Origin of the sequence: Paenarthrobacter sp. TE4293 (assembly GCF_050435325.1) — a bacterium.
In the GTDB taxonomy this organism is placed as follows: domain Bacteria; phylum Actinomycetota; class Actinomycetes; order Actinomycetales; family Micrococcaceae; genus Arthrobacter; species Arthrobacter nitroguajacolicus_C.
Window position 1 is genome coordinate 434,487 of record NZ_JBNJRY010000002.1, and the last position, 16,359, is coordinate 450,845.

The window sequence follows — 16,359 nt, forward strand, 5'->3', positions numbered from 1 at the left end:
GTCAGTATCCGATCGTGAGGAGGAGGCCGCGCCGCGGCTCAAGGGTGATGGCATCGCCGGGTGCGTAACTTGCGGCGGCTTGGAAGCCGGGGATCGCCGGAGCGTTGATGCGGCTGGTGGCGGCAGCTCCGTCGTCGAATATCAACCTCACATGCTCAGTGTCCCCGGCCCAGGAAGCCAACGCCACCACCATCCCGCGGTCTGTGAGCCAGGTAGTGGCCCGGACGTCCGGGTGGCTGGTCCGGATGGGTGCCTGCGGGTCCCAGAAGCCGTGCATCCGGCCGTGTTCCAGCCCGGTTTCGGACCAGAATTCCCAGAGCGGCCGGTTGTCGACGGCGGGAGCCCGGCCGGTCATGCCGAACACCATTCCGCGCCAGGGGTTGCCGCCGCCTTCCAACATCTCTCCCATGAGGCCGAAGGGAATGCCCGACAATTCCACCAGCCAATAGTCGGGGTCCGTGGTGTCGTAGTCGAAGTACTCCCCCAGCCACAGCCTGTCCACGTAGGGCAGCTGCTCCATGTACAGATTGGCCGAGGACGCATAGCCGTCATTCGCCGTGAACTGGTTGGCCGAGTGGAGGTCGATGTCAGGGCCGTCCACGCCGCGCGCCCCGCAGGCCCTCTCCAGGACTTTGCGAACACGAAGCATCGCGTGGCGGTCATAGGCGATGTCATCGAGATAGATGCCGTCGATTCCATCCACCCCGTTGGCCAGCTCCTGCAGGCTGCGCACGTAGAAGTTCTCCCACCGGGACTCCCCTGTGGTCACGACGGCGATGTCATCCACGTCCGGAGCGAACCATGCGGAGACGTAGCCGCTCCCGGCATGTTCCTGGAGCCATATGTGTCCCGCACCCGGGCCGTCACTGAGGATCTCATGGTCCAGTTGCATCAGCGGCAGCAGCTCCGGACTGTGGAACGTGAGCTCGCGGACAGTGTTGTACACCTTGGCTTTGAGTCCGTGGCGGTGGCATTCAGCCACGTATTCCCGCAGTGACTCCACGGTCAGCAGGGGGTCGTTGATGTAGGGGGCGGGTGCCGTGGCGTGGTGCACGTTGACCACGGTGGCTCCCGCCGCCCTGATATCCGCCGGGTCCGCGGGCTGGTGGAAGTAGCGCTTAGCCAGGTGGTTGCCGGGGCGGAGGGGCTTGAACGGTGTCAGCAGGAGGCGGAAGTCGAAATCCAATGGCTCGTTCGCGGTCAGGGTCCGCGCCCCGCTGAAGGCATTTACTGTCACCGTGTTCTCCATGGTCCGCAGTGTGATCCCGCCGCGGATCCCCTCTGCCTGGCGGTTGGCCCACGACACCGGCTCAACCAGCGGTTTCTCGCGGTAGAAATTGGTATTCAGTGGCCGCTCATAGGTGCCGTCCCGGAGGGACAGTTGCATCCCGGCATTCACGCTCCCCAACCACAGCGCGTCCTGGTTCTTTGCCGCAACATCCCAGGCCCAGTCCAAGGAGTCAGGGCGTCGCCCTCCGGGAACACCCAGTCCCATCGCGAGCGGAACCGCAGTCTCATGAAACGCCAACTGCAGGCCGACGTCGGGCACCTCCGCCGCCCGCTCCGGCACGAGCCGAAGCGAGTACGACACGGTCCCATCGGCGTCGAGCACTCCGGTCACTTGCACTATGACGGCAGTTGTGCCGCCTGCCTCGCCGCTCCGTTGCTGCCCGCTCCAGTGGCAGCGCCACGACATCCGGGCGGGTCCCTCAGCCGTGAAAGTGAGCGGCGAATAGCTCCAGTGGATGCCCTCGATGTCCAGTCGCACCGGGCCCCTGAAAAGCTCGACGGCGGGACCGTCCGTTGCCGTGACGGCGGTGGTGAAGGTGGACGTCACCTGCGCCGGAAGTCCCGACTCGGCGACCTGTAGCGACCTGCCCAGAATCCCCAGCGTTTTGGTCGGTTCATCCAGCGTGATGGCGGTGAAAGGCCTGACGAGTTCCGCGTCCTGGGCAACCGGCGAATCCAGCCACGCCAGGCGGCGCAGATATCGCGGGTCACCGAATCCTCCGGCGGCCGGCGGCGGCTCTGTTTCCGGCGCTACGTCCAACGTGACCCCGACCTCCCATGCCGCTTCGCCTGCTGCCTCGATGGCAATCACCGCGCAGTGTGAACCTCCGGCAGCGTTCAACGGGATGGGAAGGATGATGAACAGGGCCTGCACGGTCCCGGCCGGAACGCCCAGCGTCCTGCGCCATGGCTTTCCAAATCGGTCCACCCCGTCGGTGTTGATGCAGTGGCCTCCCGCCGGGGAGGTCACTGCGACAGTGACGTCTTCAAGGTCCTTCTGCGCGTAAAGCCCGAGTTGGACCACGTAGTCCTCCCCCGCTTGGGCGGCCCCTTGAAGAGAGTACGACGGGCCACTCATGACCCAATGCGCCGGCAAGTCCCTGCGCATGGAAATGGGATTCAGCCGGTCTTCGGGGAAGACCAGGAAGGCATCCTCCGCGTGGCGGGACCGGAATCGTTCCAGTTCGTCCCTGCGGGCCGTGAAGTTCATGGGCGCGAAGGAATCGCGCTCACTGGCGGCCTCATACCGAAGGACCGTGGCGTTGGGCAGATCGCCTTGCGCTCTGCCCGTCCCAAAGGAACGCCCGACGACGGCCGCCCACGCAGGATCCGCAGTGGGACGACGCGGGAGGTACTGCGCCTGGGGATAATGGGGTTTTCCCAGCATGGCGTAGGGCAGGTAGTAGACAAAGTAGATCCCTTGACCATCGATAGCCTCAAAAACGATGCTTCCGGACTCCCGGGAGGCCTCCTCCACGATCACGTTCCGGACCCTGGCACCTGTCTGCTCCGAAACGATGATGACGTCCACGCCGGCCGGATCCTCGTCCTGCCGACGCCATGGGAGGACCACCCTGTAAGCCTGGGCCGCCCGTGTCCCGTTCCCCGCAACCACCACAAAACGGTGGTTTCCGTAGAGCAGTTTGTCCCACGCCCCCACGCCGCAGTCCACCTCCGGGTGGCCTTCGGTCAGGTTGCTCTTTCTGGTGGTGGGCGAAGGGAAAACAACGGCCGGTGAAACCGGCGTGGGCAGCGGCATCGCTGGGACTCCTGAAGGTAGCTGCGTGGCTCTCCACCGAGTTGGTGAATCCTTACATCATCCCGACGTTCCGAGGAGTCGTAAAGGGTCATTGCGATGCGTACTCACTGGAATTCGCCCGCCCACCTGCTGGACGGGACGGCCGTGGCTAACTATGGGTTTCCAGATTGAGGGCGTTCACCTTCGCCCTGGCCGCCCGGACGATGTCGCGGTCGGTAACGGTGTAGGCGGTGGGATCGCTGTGGTCGTTCGCTCCGAGGGAAATCGCTCCCTCACCGAGGGTGGAAACGGTCTTCTTGGCGGACAGGTGGACGGCCGAAAGACCCGCCCTGTGCATGGCGGGGATATCGTCGAGGGACAGTCCCCCACCAGCCATGATCTGCAGGGTGTGTCCGACGCGTTCCGCCATGGTGGTCAAGGTGGATAACCCCAAGCCCGCGGTGGCTTCGTGTCCGGAGGTCAGCACCCTGGTGAAGCCCAGCTCCAGCAGCTGATCGAGGGCTGCGAGGGGATCCTTGGATTGGTCGATGGCCCGATGAAAGGTCAGCTGGGCTTCTGGGTTGGCTTCCTTCGCTGCTTCCACCAGACGCTGGATGGTGTGGACATCCACTTCCCGGGCAGGAGTGAGGGCTCCCACCACAACCCCGTGCGCACCCTGGGCCAGCAAGTGGCGGACCTCGTGCACCATGGTGTCCACGTCCGACGCCGAGTACAGGAAGTCGCCAGGCCTTGAGCGGATCAGGGGATGGATCTCAAGCCGGCCGTCAACGTGCTCCATGCTGGCTTCCATGAGCCCTTGGCTGGGTGTGATTCCACCGAGTTCGAGGCTGCTGCAGAGCTCGACGCGGTTGGCTCCTTCGGCGGCAGCGACACCCGCACCGGCCGCGCTGACCACGGCAATTTCAAGTTTCATGCTGAAACTCTACGGGCACACGGGACTGAGCACACACGAGGGTAGGTTTGTGCTGGCAGGGCACGCTACGCGCGGTACCGTTCCAGCTTTTCCTTTTGCTCCTGGGTGAGCCTCAGGACCCGCCCCGTGGCCTCGGCGACGAAAGCAAGGTGGGTGGTGGCTTTGACGCAATCCTCCCGGGTCACGGGGTCCTTGATGACGTAGTGGAGATCGAAGCTGGCGCCTTTGACGGCGCCAACCCATATCTCCACGACGGCCGGGATGTTGCGGTACTCCAAAGTCCGGACATATCGGACTTTATGCTCCACCACGAGGGTCATGGTGCCCTCTTCGACATCGTTGAACAGTGCCGCGGGAGGCTCCACGCCCGGAAGGCCCGCCCCGCGGGGTGGGCCGAAAGCTGCGATGCGGGCTTCCTCGAGCATGCGAACGATCTGCACGTTGTTGATATGTCCGTAGGCGTCCATGTCACCCCAGCGCATGGGTACAAGGACCTCAATGCGCTGGGGTGCCGTGGAATCCTGGACGTTCACGCCAGTTTTCAGTGAGTCGGTGCTCAGCTGTGCACCGCCGTCGAATCATCCACTGCGGTTTCTTCCTCACCGGCGAACTGGGACATGTACAACCGGTAGTACGCGCCCTGGAGGGCGAGCAGCCGGGTGTGGTTGCCCTGCTCCACGATCTTGCCGTTCTCCATCACCAGGATGGTGTCGGCATCCCGGATGGTGGAGAGCCGGTGGGCGATCACGAAGCTTGTCCGGTCGGTGCGGAGGGCGGCCATGGCCTTCTGCAGCAGCAGTTCGGTACGGGTGTCCACGGAGCTGGTGGCTTCATCAAGGATCAGCAACGAGGGATCCGAGACAAAGGCACGGGCGATGGTGATGAGCTGCTTCTCACCGGCGCTGACGTTGTTTCCTTCTTCGTCGATGATCGTCTGGTAGCCGTCAGGCAGTGCCCGCACGAAGCGGTCTACGTAGGTGGCCTTCGCGGCCTCCATGATCTGCTCTTCGGTGGCGTCCAGGTTGCCGTACTTGATGTTGTCGTAGATGGTCCCGCCGAAGAGCCATGCATCCTGCAACACCATGCCCACCTTGGAGCGCAGCTCGGAACGGGTCAGGTCCTTGATGTCCACACCGTCCAGCGTGATCCGGCCGGAGTTGAGCTCGTAGAAGCGCATCACAAGGTTCACCAAGGTGGTCTTGCCGGCACCTGTGGGTCCGACAATCGCAACGGTGTGGCCAGGTTCGGCGGCGAAGGACAGATCCTCAATGAGCGGCTTGTCCTCCACGTAGCTGAAGGAGACGTGCTCGAACTCAACATGGCCGTCGGTCTTGGCGGGCAGGTGACGCGTGCCGTTCTCCTCGACTTCTTCATCCGCATCGAGGAACTCGAAGACGCGCTCGGCGGAGGCCACACCGGACTGGAGCATGTTCGCCATACCGGCGATCTGGCCCAGCGGCTGGGTGAACTCACGCGAGTACTGGATGAAGGCCGTGGCGTCACCAAGGCTCATGGAGCCCGAAGCGACCCGCAGGCCACCGACCACGGCGATGCCGACGTAGGACAGGTAGGACACAAAGTTCATCGCAGGGAAGATCACGCCGGATACGAACTGCGCACCGAAGGACGCCTTGTAGAGTTCCTCGTTCTTAGCGTCGAACCGCTCCAGCATGTCGGCGTCGCGGCCGAACACCTTCACAAGATCGTGGCCGGAGAACGATTCCTCGATCTGGCCGTTGAGGGCGCCGGTGTTCTTCCACTGCGCAGCAAAGAGCTTCTGGCTGCGGGCGCCGATGACGCCTGCGACGATGCCGGAGAGAGGCAGTGCGATCAGCGCGATCAACGCCAGTTCCCAGGACACGATGAACATCATCACGGTGATGCCAAGGACTGTCAGCACGGAGCTGACCAGCTGCGCGAACGCCTGCTGAAGTCCCTGCTGGACGTTGTCGACGTCGTTGGTGACACGGGAGAGGATGTCGCCGCGCTGGCGGGTGTCAAAGTAGTTCAGCGGGAGCCTGTTGAGCTTCGCCTGGACGTCATTGCGGAGCTGCTTGATGACCCGCATCACGATCCGGTTGAGCAACCAGCCCTGGGCCCACAGGAAAATGTTGGCCACAAAGTACATCAGGAGCACGATCGAAATCAGGAACGTCAACTTGGGGAAGTCGATGCCGTTGGTGAGCTCCATCTTGGACACCATGTCGGCGAAGTTGCCTTGCCCCTGCTGGCGCATGAGCTCCACGAATTGCTCCTGGGAGACACCTTCAGGGATCTGCTTGCCCACGACGCCACCAAAGATGACGTCCATGGCACTGCCCAGGACCTTGGGGGCGATCACGTTGAGCACCACTGAAACCACGACGAGGCCGATGACGATGTAGACGCCAACGCTTTCGGGCTTCAGCAGTCCCATCAGCCGCTTGGCCGAGGGCCAGAACGCTTTGGCCTTCTTGGCCGGAACATCGCCGAACATGCCGCCGTCGGCTTCGGAGGGAACGTACTCCTCCTCGACGAAGTCCTCGTCATCAAGGACCTCTGTTGCCGCTTCGGCCTCGGCTGTTGCCTTGGCATCCTTCGCAGCCTCTGCCTTGGCAGCCCAGCCACGCTCCTTCTGCTGGTTCTGCTCGCTCATGCCACTTCCTCCACGCTCAGCTGGGATTCAACGATTTCCTGGTACGTAGGTGACGTCTCCAGCAGTTCGTCGTGTGTTCCGCGGTCAACGATGCGGCCGTTGTCCAGCACCAGGATCTCGTCCGCGTCGGCGATGGTTGAGACGCGCTGGGCCACAATGATGACCGTCGCATCCCGGGTTTTGGCTTTCAGGGCTTTCCGGAGCCGGGCGTCCGTCGCAACGTCCAAAGCAGAGAATGAATCGTCGAAAAGGTAAACGTTGGGCTTGGTCACCAGGGCCCTGGCAATGGACAGCCTCTGGCGCTGGCCACCGGAGACATTGGTTCCGCCCTGGGCGATGCGGCGGTTCAGTCCTGAGGACTTCTCCTCGACGAACCCCTTGGCTTGCGCGGTCTCCAACGCGTCCCAGAGTTCGTCATCGGTGGCGTCCGGTTTGCCGAAGCGAAGGTTGTGCTCAATGGTTCCGGAGAACAGGTAGGGCTTCTGCGGAACGGCCGACACGCGGCTGGTGATCTCGGAGGAGTCCATGTCCGTCACAGGAACGCCATCGAGGAGGACGTCACCCGAGGCGACGTCGTAGAGCCGCGGCAGCAGCGAGACCAAGGTGGTTTTGCCTGCTCCCGTGGAGCCGATGATGGCCAGGGTCTTGCCGGGCTCTGCCGTGAAGGAAATATTGCTCAGGACGGGAGCCTCGGCACCGGGGTACTTGAAGGTGACATCCCGGAATTCAACGCGTCCCTTCTTCTCGGCGGGCACCACCGGCGAGCTGGGGTTGTGGATGGAAGGCTCGACGTCGAGCACCTCACCGATGCGGTCTGCACAGACTGACGCGCGGGGAATCATCATGGCCATGAAGGTGCCCATCATGACAGCCATCAGGATCTGCAGCAGGTACTGCAGGAAGGCCGTCAAGGCGCCCACCTGCATCTCGCCGGAGTCCACGCGCTGGCCGCCGAACCAAAGAACAGCAGCCGTGGAGAGGTGAAGGATCATGCCGATCGCCGGGAACATCAGGACGAAGAGGTTGCCGATCTTCACGGACACTGCGGTGAGATCCTCATTGGCGTCGCCGAAACGCTTGGCTTCATGGGGTTCGCGCACAAATGCGCGGACCACGCGGATACCGATGATCTGTTCGCGCAGCACGCCGTTGATGGCGTCGATCTTGGTCTGCATGGAGCGGAAGAGCGGCATGAGGCGGACCACGAGGTAGCCCACGACAGCCACCAGAACAGGAACGGAGACCCACACGAGCCAGGAGAGATTGAGATCCTCACGGAGCGCCATGATGATGCCGCCGATACACATGATGGGCGTGGACACCATGAAGTTCAACCCCATGAGCACCAGCATCTGCACTTGCTGGACATCATTGGTTCCGCGGGTGATCAGCGTGGGGGCACCAAACCTGTTGACGTCCTGGGCCGAGAAACTGCTGACCTGGCGGAAAACGCTGCGACGCAGGTCCCGGCCGATGGCCATCGCGACGCGGGAACCGAAGTAGACGGCGACGATGGCACTGAGCACCTGTCCCAGGGCAACGGCGAGCATGAGCGCGCCGGTCTGCCAGATGAAATCGGTGTCGCCGCGGGAAACTCCCTCATCAATAATCTTGGCGTTGAGACTGGGGAGGTAGAGCGTGGCGATAGTGGACGCCAACTGAAAAATCAGTACGGCCACAATCTGCGGCAAATACGGCTTGGAGTAGCGCCGTATAAGGGTGACAAGCATGCCCACGGGTCCTTAGAAAGAGTGCGCGAATGAGATAAGAGAAGTGTTGCAGCAGGGGCTGACAGTATTAGCCTCCCCACTCTACGAAATCCGTTGCCCCGGCGAAACAACCTACGGAAAAGATCATCCCAGCGGAGTATTTGCCGTGTCGGCGGGTGCTCCCGCTGGGGGGGTGTGCCCACAGTAAAGCGCCGGCTGGAATCCAGCCGGCGCTTAGCGTCCCACCTGTGTTCGTTTGTACCGGGCGCAGTACGCCAGGAGTTTCGACCAGGCCGGGACCTGTTCCTGTTCTAGCCTGCGTGCTTGCCGTGGTCGGAACGGGCTTCCACGCCCTGGAGAAGCATCAGAGCCATCCGTTCCTGCTGCCGGCGCTCCCGCTTCAGTTCCTTGCGGATCGCTGCGAGTTCCTCCGCAGTGCGGGTCTGCTGCTCCGCAATGGCCTGCTGATCCCGCAACCTCGCCTGCAGTTCCACATTGGCCCGGCTGAGCTGCAGCTGCTGCTCCGCCAGGACGTACTGGGTGCGGGACAACTGCTCCTGTACTTCCTTCACGTCGGCGGGGGCATGCGGGCGTTCTTGCGTCAGAATCCGGGCAAACTCAAGGTCGAGATCGGATCCGGAGTCCGCGTTGGAGGAGGGGCGTTCGGTGCGCGGCACCTGACGTTCGCCGGCCGGTACCTGACGCCCGGCACCCAGGGTGCCTGCGCCGTCGTCGTCCGTTGTGACTGCGTCCATGGACGCCGTGTCCAGTGACATGCCGGCGTCTGACGATGCCGTGGCCAGGAGTTCCTTATCCGGTGCCGCATCAACGGTGCGGCGCAGCGGACGTTCCTTGATGAAGAGCACCGCAAGGAGTGCCACCACGCTGATGATCGCTGAGATCAGGAAGATCTGAGCAGTGGCGTCGCCGTAGGCAGCGCGCATGATGTCAGCGATCGGCGCCGGCATATCGGCAAGGTCCATGCTGGCTCCCGAGGCGCCGCCTTGGACCGGAATGCCGGCGGCAGCCATACCTTCAACAGCCAGGTCCTTCACGTGGTTGGACATGATCGCACCCAGGACGGAGACACCGATCGCGCCACCCACCGAGCGGAAGAACGCCACCGATGCGCTGGCAGTTCCGATGTCCTTGGCCTGGACCGTGTTCTGCACAGCCAGCACCAGGTTCTGCATCAGCATGCCGAGGCCCAGGCCGAAGACGCCCGTGTAGATCGCCACGATCCACAACTCCGTGGTGTGGTCCATGGTCCCGGCGAAGGCGAGGCCACCAATGAGGAGGACGGAGCCCGCGATCAGGAACCTCTTCCACTTGCCGAAGCGGCTGATCAGGATACCGGATGCGACCGAACCAATCAGGTTGCCGGCGATCATGGGCAGTGTCAGCAGGCCGGCCTCTGTGGGCGTAGCACCGCGGGCAACCTGGAAGTACTGGCCCAGGAAGGTGGAGGAACCGAACATGGCGATGCCGACAGCAACCGAAGCAACAATGGCCAATGCCGTGGTGCGCTCGGAGATGATCTTCAGCGGGATGATCGGCTGTGCAACCTTGGTTTCCACGAACACCAGGACGGCCAGCAGTGCAACGCCGCCACCCACCATGAGGGCCGACTGCCAGGAGAACCAGTCGTAGTAGTCCGGGTTGCCTGCGAAGGAGACCCAGATCAGGAGCAGGCTGACACCGGAGGTCAGGAGGATGGAGCCGAGCCAGTCGATCTTTGCAGGGCGCTTGATGTGCTGGATCTTCAGGGTTACCTGAAGCAGGATGAGCGCGACGACGGCCAGCGGCACGCACACGAAGAACGTCCAGCGCCAGCCCAGCGGGCTGTCAACGATGAAGCCACCCAGCAGCGGACCACCGGCGGTGCCGACGGCCATCACGGCACCCATGTAACCGGAGTATTTGCCGCGGTCGCGTGGCGGGATCATCGAGCCGATGATGGCCTGTGCCAGCGCGGTGAGGCCACCCATGGCGACACCTTGGATGACACGGGCGGTCAGCAGCAGCGGGATGGTTTCGGACAAGCCGGCCATGACGGAGCCTGCCACGAAGATGATGATGCTCAGCTGGACCAGCAGCTTCTTGTCGAAGAGGTCGGCGAGCTTGCCCCAAATGGGCGTGGTGGCTGCGTTCGCGAGCAGCGCGGCTGTGATGACCCAGGCGAAGTCGGTCTGGGTGCCCTTGAGCTCGGACATGATGGTGGGCAGCGCGTTGGCAACAATCGTGCTGCTGAGGATCGCCGTGAAGAATGCCGCGAGGAGGCCGGTGAGGGCTTCCATGATTTGCCGATGGGTCATGGGAGCGGCGGCCTTGTTAACTGAGGCGTCCACCGCCTTGGTGTTCTGAACTGCTGGTGTGGCCATGGTGGCTCCTAAGCTGTCTGGTTTGTTGTGATGGAGCCGGCCGCCGTTGCCCGGATTGAGTCCTTGAGGGACTCCGTGAGTTTGTTGATGACCTGGGAGGCCTCGAGGGCGTCAGCCTCGCTCCAATCCGCCAGGTAATCCCGCAGTCTCACGCTGCGTTGTTCTTCGAATTCGCGCAGCTTGGCCGCGCCGTTCTCTGTCAGTGCGAGGAGTTGGGCCCTGCCGTCCGCGGGATCGGGCCTCCGGACCACGAAGCCCAGATCCTCGAGCTCGGTGATGTGCCGGCTCAGGACCGGGGCGCTGACGCCAAGGCGCGTGGCCAGGTGCGTAGCGCGCGTCTCCCCCTCGCCGATGAAGCGCATGACGCCTTGGACCGCCATGCCGACGTCGGGAACGCGGGCCATGTGGGCGGTCACCACGCAGCGCAGCGTGCGCTGGAGGTCGAAGATTTGATGCACAAGATCGGTCGCTGTGGCAGAACCGACGGACATGGAAAACACCCCTCTTTTTGTTTGCCTAAAGCAACTATACCTCAGATTGATTGCTTTGGGAAACTAAAGATGCACGCCACTGTTAAAAGCAGCCAGCCCCCGCACGGTGTTCCGTGCGGGGGCTGGCTGTTGGTTTGCTTAGTCGTCCAGGTGCGTGGGGCCGAACATCTTCAGCAGCGTTTCAACCACGACGACGTTGGGTCCGTCCGCTTCGAAGGACGCCTTGAGCGCGTCCCCCACGTCTTCCGGGGCGACCCGGCGGGCCGGGACGCCGAAGGACTCGGCGAGCTTGACGAAGTCCGGGCGGGCGAGTTCGGTGGCCGTGGCCTGGCCGAAGGCACCCACCATGTACTCGCGCAGGATGCCGTAGCCGCCGTCGTCCACGATCAGCCAGGTGACCGGGACGTTGTGCTGCTTGGCCGTGGCGAGCTCGGAGATGGAGTACATGGAGGACCCGTCACCGGATACGGCGAGCACCCGGCTTGGCTTGCCGGTGGTTTCCAGGCCTACCGCGCCGCCGATGGCTGCGGGGAAACCGTAACCGAGGCCGCCAGCACCCTGGGCGGAGTGGAACTGGCCCTGCCGGGCGTCCCAGCAGCTCCAGCCCCAGTACGCCGAGATGGTCATGTCCCAGAACGTCTGCATGTCAGCCGGAACAGCCTCGCGGATGTCCGACATGAACTTCAGTTCCTTGGCCAGGTCCTGGGATTCCAGCCGGGCCGTGACCTTGGCCAGGGAGTCCTTGACCACGTCTTCCGGGCTGGTGCCGTGCCAATCACGCTTTGTCGCGTCCGCTGCCCCTGCTGCCGCGAGGGCTTCATCCAATGCTGCAAGGGCTTGGCCGGCGTCGGCACGGATGCCAAGGCCAGGCCTGTTGGATTCCAGGACGCGCGGTTCGGCGTCGATCTGGATGATGCGGCCGCGGGGTTCGAACGTGAAGTAGTTCGAGGTCACTTCACCCAAGGAGGAACCGATCACGATCAGGACGTCGGCGTCTTCGAGGACATCGGTCATATACCGGTCCTCGATCCACGACTGCAGCGAAAGTTCGTGGGTCCACGGGAACGCGCCATTGCCGCCGGGAGTGCAAATCACCGGAGCACGCAACTGCTCGGCGATCGAGAGCAACGACTTCTCAGCCCGGCCACGGCGCGTACCGCCGCCGGCGATGATCGCCGGACGTTCCGCCGTCGAAAGCCACTTCACGGCCTCGCGGATCAGCTCGACGCGCGGCGGGTTGTCGAACGCCTCAGCAAGCGCGTCCTCCACCGGCGGGACCATGATGGGATCCAGCAGAACGTTCTGCGGGATTTCGATCCAGACCGGACCCTGCGGCGAGGAGATCGCCTCGGTCCATGCGTCCTGGATGGCCGACGGGATGCCCGAAGCGTGCTGGATCAGTCGCTGGCTCTTGGTGACGTTCGCAGCCGAAGCCTTCTGGTCATCGAGCTGGTGCAGCATGCCCTTGCGACGTGCACCCAGGCCGTCCAGCGGGATCTGGCTGGCAACCACCACCATGGGAACACCGGTGGCATAGGCCTCCTGCAGACCAGCAAGGGACGTCAGCGCGCCGGGACCGGTGGACAGGAACAACACACCCACCTCGCCCGTGGCACGCGAGTAGCCGTCAGCTGCGAAGGCCGAGTTGTTCTCCACGCGGGAAGAAACGAAATGCAGATTGCCGCGGCCCATCGCGTCAAACAGCCCCAACGCGTGCTGGCCGGGAATACCGAAAACGGTCTTCGCGCCCAGCGCCTCAAGGGTCTCGACGACGAGGTCCCCACCGTTGCGCTGGTTGGTCCCCTTCGTGGGGGCTGCTGTGCCGGGATCGAAGTCGATCATCGTTGCTCTCCAGCTGCCCCGGTGGCCTCGGCAAGCTCTGCAATGCGGGCGCCGAGGGCCTGCTGTGCATAGCCGTTGGGCGCGCCGTGGCGGTCACCTTCGACGGCGTTGTCTGCCATGAGGGTCACCAGTTCGTAGGCGACGTGGCTGCCTGCGACACCGGTGATTTCTGCGTGGTCGTAGGCCGGAGCAACTTCCACGATGTCCGCGCCGACGAGGTTCATGCCGCGGAACCCACGGATGATCTCGAGGAGTTCACGGCTGCTGATGCCGCCGGCCTCAGGCGTGCCGGTGCCGGGGGCGTGGGCCGGGTCCAGAACGTCGATGTCCACGGAAATGTACAGCGGCCGGTTGCCAATGCGGTCGCGGATCTTTGCGACCGTCTCCAGAACGCCCTGGTAGTAGACGTCTGCGGAGGTGACGATGCCAAAGCCGAAGCGGTGGTCGTCGTCGAGGTCCTTCTTGCCGTACAGCGGACCGCGGGTACCAACGTGGCTGATGGCTTCGGTATCCAGGATGCCCTCTTCGACGGCCCGGCGGAACGGGGTGCCGTGCGTGTACTCAGCACCGAAGTAGGTGTCCCAGGTGTCCAGGTGTGCGTCGAAGTGGAGCATCGCAATCGGCTCACCGGCGCGTTCGGCTGCCGCGCGGAGCAGCGGCAGGGCGATGGTGTGGTCGCCACCCAGGGTGACCAGCTTGCTGCCGTTGGCCGTGAGATCCAGCGCGTTTTGCTGGATGGTCTCAATGGCTTCATTGATATTGAACGGGTTCACGGCCATGTCGCCGGCGTCGGCGACCTGGATGTTCTCGAACGGGCTGACATCCCAGGCGGGGTTGTACGGGCGCAGCAAACGGCTGGCCTCACGCACGTGGTTGGCACCGAAGCGGGCGCCGGGACGGTAGGAAACACCGGAGTCGAAGGGGACACCTACAACGGTGACGTCAGCCTTGCCGACCTGGTCCAAGCGGGGCAGGCGGGCGTAGGTGGCGGCACCGGCGTAGCGCGGGATGCGGGACGAATCGATGGGACCAAGGTTCCCGTTGGCCTCAATACGGAGCTCTTCCAAAATGCGCCACTCCTTAGTGGATAGCTGGGATGACTGTGACACCCATCATACACTCAAAGTTGCCTAATATGCATCACATGTTTACAAGTCAGATTTGCTGGCGTGCGTCATGAGATGCCGGTCACAACGGGCGTAAAGATTCCATAAAAACCGGGGTCCCGGCGTCGAACGCGGCCATACGCTCCTAGCGGGAAGCAGCACAGTGCTGCGCGAAAGGACACCGTGACCACCTTGTCGAGGCCTCCGGCCGATCCGGCCGACCGGCGAAAAAACTCCTTCAAGCTCAAGCCCTGGCTGCTGGAAGGAATGCCGGACACCTCAGGCAAGAGGCAAGGCCCCCACGGCCGCCCTTCGGAATCCCATAAGCCCCAGGCCTGGTGGAAGGTCATGTGCCTCACCGGCCTCGACTACTTCTCCACCCTCGGTTACCAGCCTGCCATCGCCGCACTGGCCGCGGGCCTGTTGTCCCCTCTGGCCACCTTGCTCCTGGTGCTGGCAACCCTTGCCGGCGCCCTGCCCGTTTACCGCCGGGTGGCCCGCGAGAGTCCCCGCGGCGAAGGCTCCATCGCCATGCTCGAGCGGCTCCTCCCCCGCTGGGGCGGCAAGCTCTTCGTCCTGGCCCTCCTGGGGTTCGCCGCTACGGACTTCATGATCACCATCACGCTCTCAGCTGCAGACGCCACAGCCCACCTCATTGAAAACCCGTTCGCGCCGCACTTCCTTGAAGGCCAGCAAGTTGTCATCACGCTGGCGTTGATTGCCGGACTCGGCATCGTGTTCCTTCGCGGGTTCAAGGAAGCCATCAACGTGGCCGTGGTCCTCGTGGCAGCCTTCCTGGCACTGAACCTGGTGGTCATCGCGGTTTCCATTGGCCACCTCTTCACCGAGGCCCGTGTGATTTCGGACTGGTGGAGTGCCCTCACTACCTCGCACGGCGATCCGATCATGATGGTTGCCTTGGCCCTGCTGGTATTCCCGCGCCTCGCCCTTGGGCTGTCCGGATTCGAGACCGGCGTGGCCGTCATGCCCCAGATCAAGGGACACGCCACGGACACTGAGGCCAATCCGGCGGGCCGCATCAAAGGTGCCCATAAGCTGCTGACCACCGCCGCCATCATCATGAGTTCGTTCCTCATCACGTCCAGTTTCACCACGATCATGCTGATCCCGGCGGCCGAGTTCCAAGAAGGAGGCAAGGCGGAAGGCCGCGCCCTGGCCTACCTTGCCCACAAGTTCCTCGGTGACGGTTTCGGAACGATCTACGACGTCAGCACCATCGCCATCCTCTGGTTCGCGGGCGCTTCGGCCATGGCCGGACTGTTGAACCTCGTTCCCCGCTACCTGCCCCGCTACGGAATGGCTCCGGCCTGGGCACGGGCACTGCGGCCACTGGTCCTGGTGTTTACCGTTATCGCGTTCATCGTCACCGTCATCTTCAAGGCTGACGTCAACGCCCAGGGTGGTGCTTACGCCACGGGTGTGCTGGTCCTGATTACCTCCGCTTCCATTGCGGTAACCCTGTCCGCACGCCGCCGGAAGCAACGCGCCCAAACCATCGGCTTCGGAATCATTTCCCTCGTCTTCGTCTACACCACCGTGGTCAACTCGATCGAACGCCCCGATGGGTTGAAGATCGCAGCGCTCTTCATCCTCGGCATCATGGTGGTGAGCTTTATATCCCGCATGCGGCGCGCCTTCGAGCTCCGGGCCACGCATATCAAGATGGACCAGAAAGCCCTGGAATTCACTGCAAACGCGGCTGATGGGCCGGTCCGGATCATCGCCCACGAACCCAAGCACCTCAGTGCCAGCCGATACCGCGAGAAGCTCCAGCACGCGCAACAGGCCAGCCACCTGCCCGTCGATTGCGACGCCGTGTTCATTGAGGTCATCGTGGACGACAGCTCGGACTTCGAACAGGAACTCCAAGTAGTCGGCAAGACCCGGCATGGCTTCAAGATCCTGGAAGTGCACAGCAACAATGTCCCCAACACTGTTGCTGCCGTCCTGCTCCACATCCGCGACGTCACCGGCTTCATGCCGCACATCTACTTCCGTTGGACCGAGGGCAACCCCATCTCCAACCTCAGCAAATTCCTCTTCTTCGGCGAAGGCGAAATTGCGCCGGTCACCCGTGAAGTGCTGAGGGAAGCTGAACCGGACATCACCCGCCGGCCGTGGGTGCACGTCGGCTGACCGCCCGTTTACCAGCGCGCTCCTTCCCGGTTTGCCACCAGCCGAGCACCGCCCGCCCGCGAGTTTCCAGGGCGGG

10 protein-coding genes are annotated in these 16,359 nt (G+C 63.4%); 1 reads left to right on the forward strand and 9 read right to left on the reverse strand.

Translation table 11 applies throughout. From position 1 onward, the window contains the following. Nucleotide 1: 1 nt before the first annotated feature. The 9 genes from QF015_RS05400 to speB form a co-directional block, all read right to left on the reverse strand. Nucleotides 2-3,049, reverse strand: coding sequence for a glycoside hydrolase domain-containing protein (locus QF015_RS05400; RefSeq protein WP_429387594.1), 3,048 nt, complete (start codon nucleotides 3,047-3,049; stop codon nucleotides 2-4). 148 nt (nucleotides 3,050-3,197) lie between these two features. Beyond that, complete coding sequence (locus tag QF015_RS05405) at nucleotides 3,198-3,962, reverse strand: copper homeostasis protein CutC (protein ID WP_429387596.1); 765 nt, start codon at nucleotides 3,960-3,962, stop codon at nucleotides 3,198-3,200. 65 nt (nucleotides 3,963-4,027) lie between these two features. Continuing rightward, complete coding sequence (locus QF015_RS05410) at nucleotides 4,028-4,444, reverse strand: acyl-CoA thioesterase (RefSeq protein WP_310202484.1); 417 nt, start codon at nucleotides 4,442-4,444, stop codon at nucleotides 4,028-4,030. 74 nt (nucleotides 4,445-4,518) lie between these two features. Next, nucleotides 4,519-6,597, reverse strand: a complete 2,079-nt coding sequence (locus tag QF015_RS05415) for an ABC transporter ATP-binding protein (protein WP_310202122.1) — start codon at nucleotides 6,595-6,597, stop codon at nucleotides 4,519-4,521. Next, a complete protein-coding gene (locus QF015_RS05420; RefSeq protein WP_310202124.1) occupies nucleotides 6,594-8,327 on the reverse strand; it encodes an ABC transporter ATP-binding protein in 1,734 nt (577 codons plus the stop codon). Before QF015_RS05420 ends, QF015_RS05415 begins: the two co-directional genes overlap by 4 nt. Nucleotides 8,328-8,617: 290 nt before the next feature. Then, nucleotides 8,618-10,687 carry an MFS transporter gene (locus QF015_RS05425; protein WP_429387599.1) on the reverse strand — a complete coding sequence of 690 codons (2,070 nt, stop codon included), beginning with the start codon at nucleotides 10,685-10,687 and terminating at the stop codon, nucleotides 8,618-8,620. 8 nt (nucleotides 10,688-10,695) lie between these two features. Then, entirely contained in the window at nucleotides 10,696-11,178 is a 483-nt protein-coding gene (locus QF015_RS05430; RefSeq protein ID WP_310202128.1) for a MarR family winged helix-turn-helix transcriptional regulator, read from the reverse strand. Between the two features lie 138 nt (nucleotides 11,179-11,316). Further along, nucleotides 11,317-13,020: a thiamine pyrophosphate-binding protein gene (locus tag QF015_RS05435; protein WP_429387601.1), complete on the reverse strand. Its 1,704-nt coding sequence runs from the start codon at nucleotides 13,018-13,020 to the stop codon at nucleotides 11,317-11,319. Further along, a complete protein-coding gene (gene speB / locus QF015_RS05440) occupies nucleotides 13,017-14,087 on the reverse strand; it encodes an agmatinase (RefSeq protein ID WP_429387603.1) in 1,071 nt (356 codons plus the stop codon). The genes QF015_RS05435 and speB overlap by 4 nt, the downstream gene beginning before the upstream one ends. Before the next feature lie 222 nt (nucleotides 14,088-14,309). Between speB and QF015_RS05445 the strand changes: the two genes are divergently transcribed. After that, the gene (locus QF015_RS05445; protein WP_310202133.1) at nucleotides 14,310-16,283 is read left to right on the forward strand and encodes an APC family permease; all 1,974 of its coding nucleotides are present in this window, start codon (nucleotides 14,310-14,312) and stop codon (nucleotides 16,281-16,283) included. Nucleotides 16,284-16,359: the final 76 nt, after the last annotated feature.

Bases quoted from the DNA above. Each gene is read 5' to 3' on its own strand.
- QF015_RS05400 (WP_429387594.1), bottom strand. From the start codon at position 3,049: ATGCCGCTGCCCACGCCGGTTTCACCGGCCGTTGTTTTCCCTTCGCCC.
- QF015_RS05405 (WP_429387596.1), bottom strand. From the start codon at position 3,962: ATGAAACTTGAAATTGCCGTGGTCAGCGCGGCCGGTGCGGGTGTCGCT.
- QF015_RS05410 (WP_310202484.1), bottom strand. From the start codon at position 4,444: ATGCGCTGGGGTGACATGGACGCCTACGGACATATCAACAACGTGCAG.
- QF015_RS05415 (WP_310202122.1), bottom strand. From the start codon at position 6,597: ATGAGCGAGCAGAACCAGCAGAAGGAGCGTGGCTGGGCTGCCAAGGCA.
- QF015_RS05420 (WP_310202124.1), bottom strand. From the start codon at position 8,327: ATGCTTGTCACCCTTATACGGCGCTACTCCAAGCCGTATTTGCCGCAG.
- QF015_RS05425 (WP_429387599.1), bottom strand. From the start codon at position 10,687: ATGGCCACACCAGCAGTTCAGAACACCAAGGCGGTGGACGCCTCAGTT.
- QF015_RS05430 (WP_310202128.1), bottom strand. From the start codon at position 11,178: ATGTCCGTCGGTTCTGCCACAGCGACCGATCTTGTGCATCAAATCTTC.
- QF015_RS05435 (WP_429387601.1), bottom strand. From the start codon at position 13,020: ATGATCGACTTCGATCCCGGCACAGCAGCCCCCACGAAGGGGACCAAC.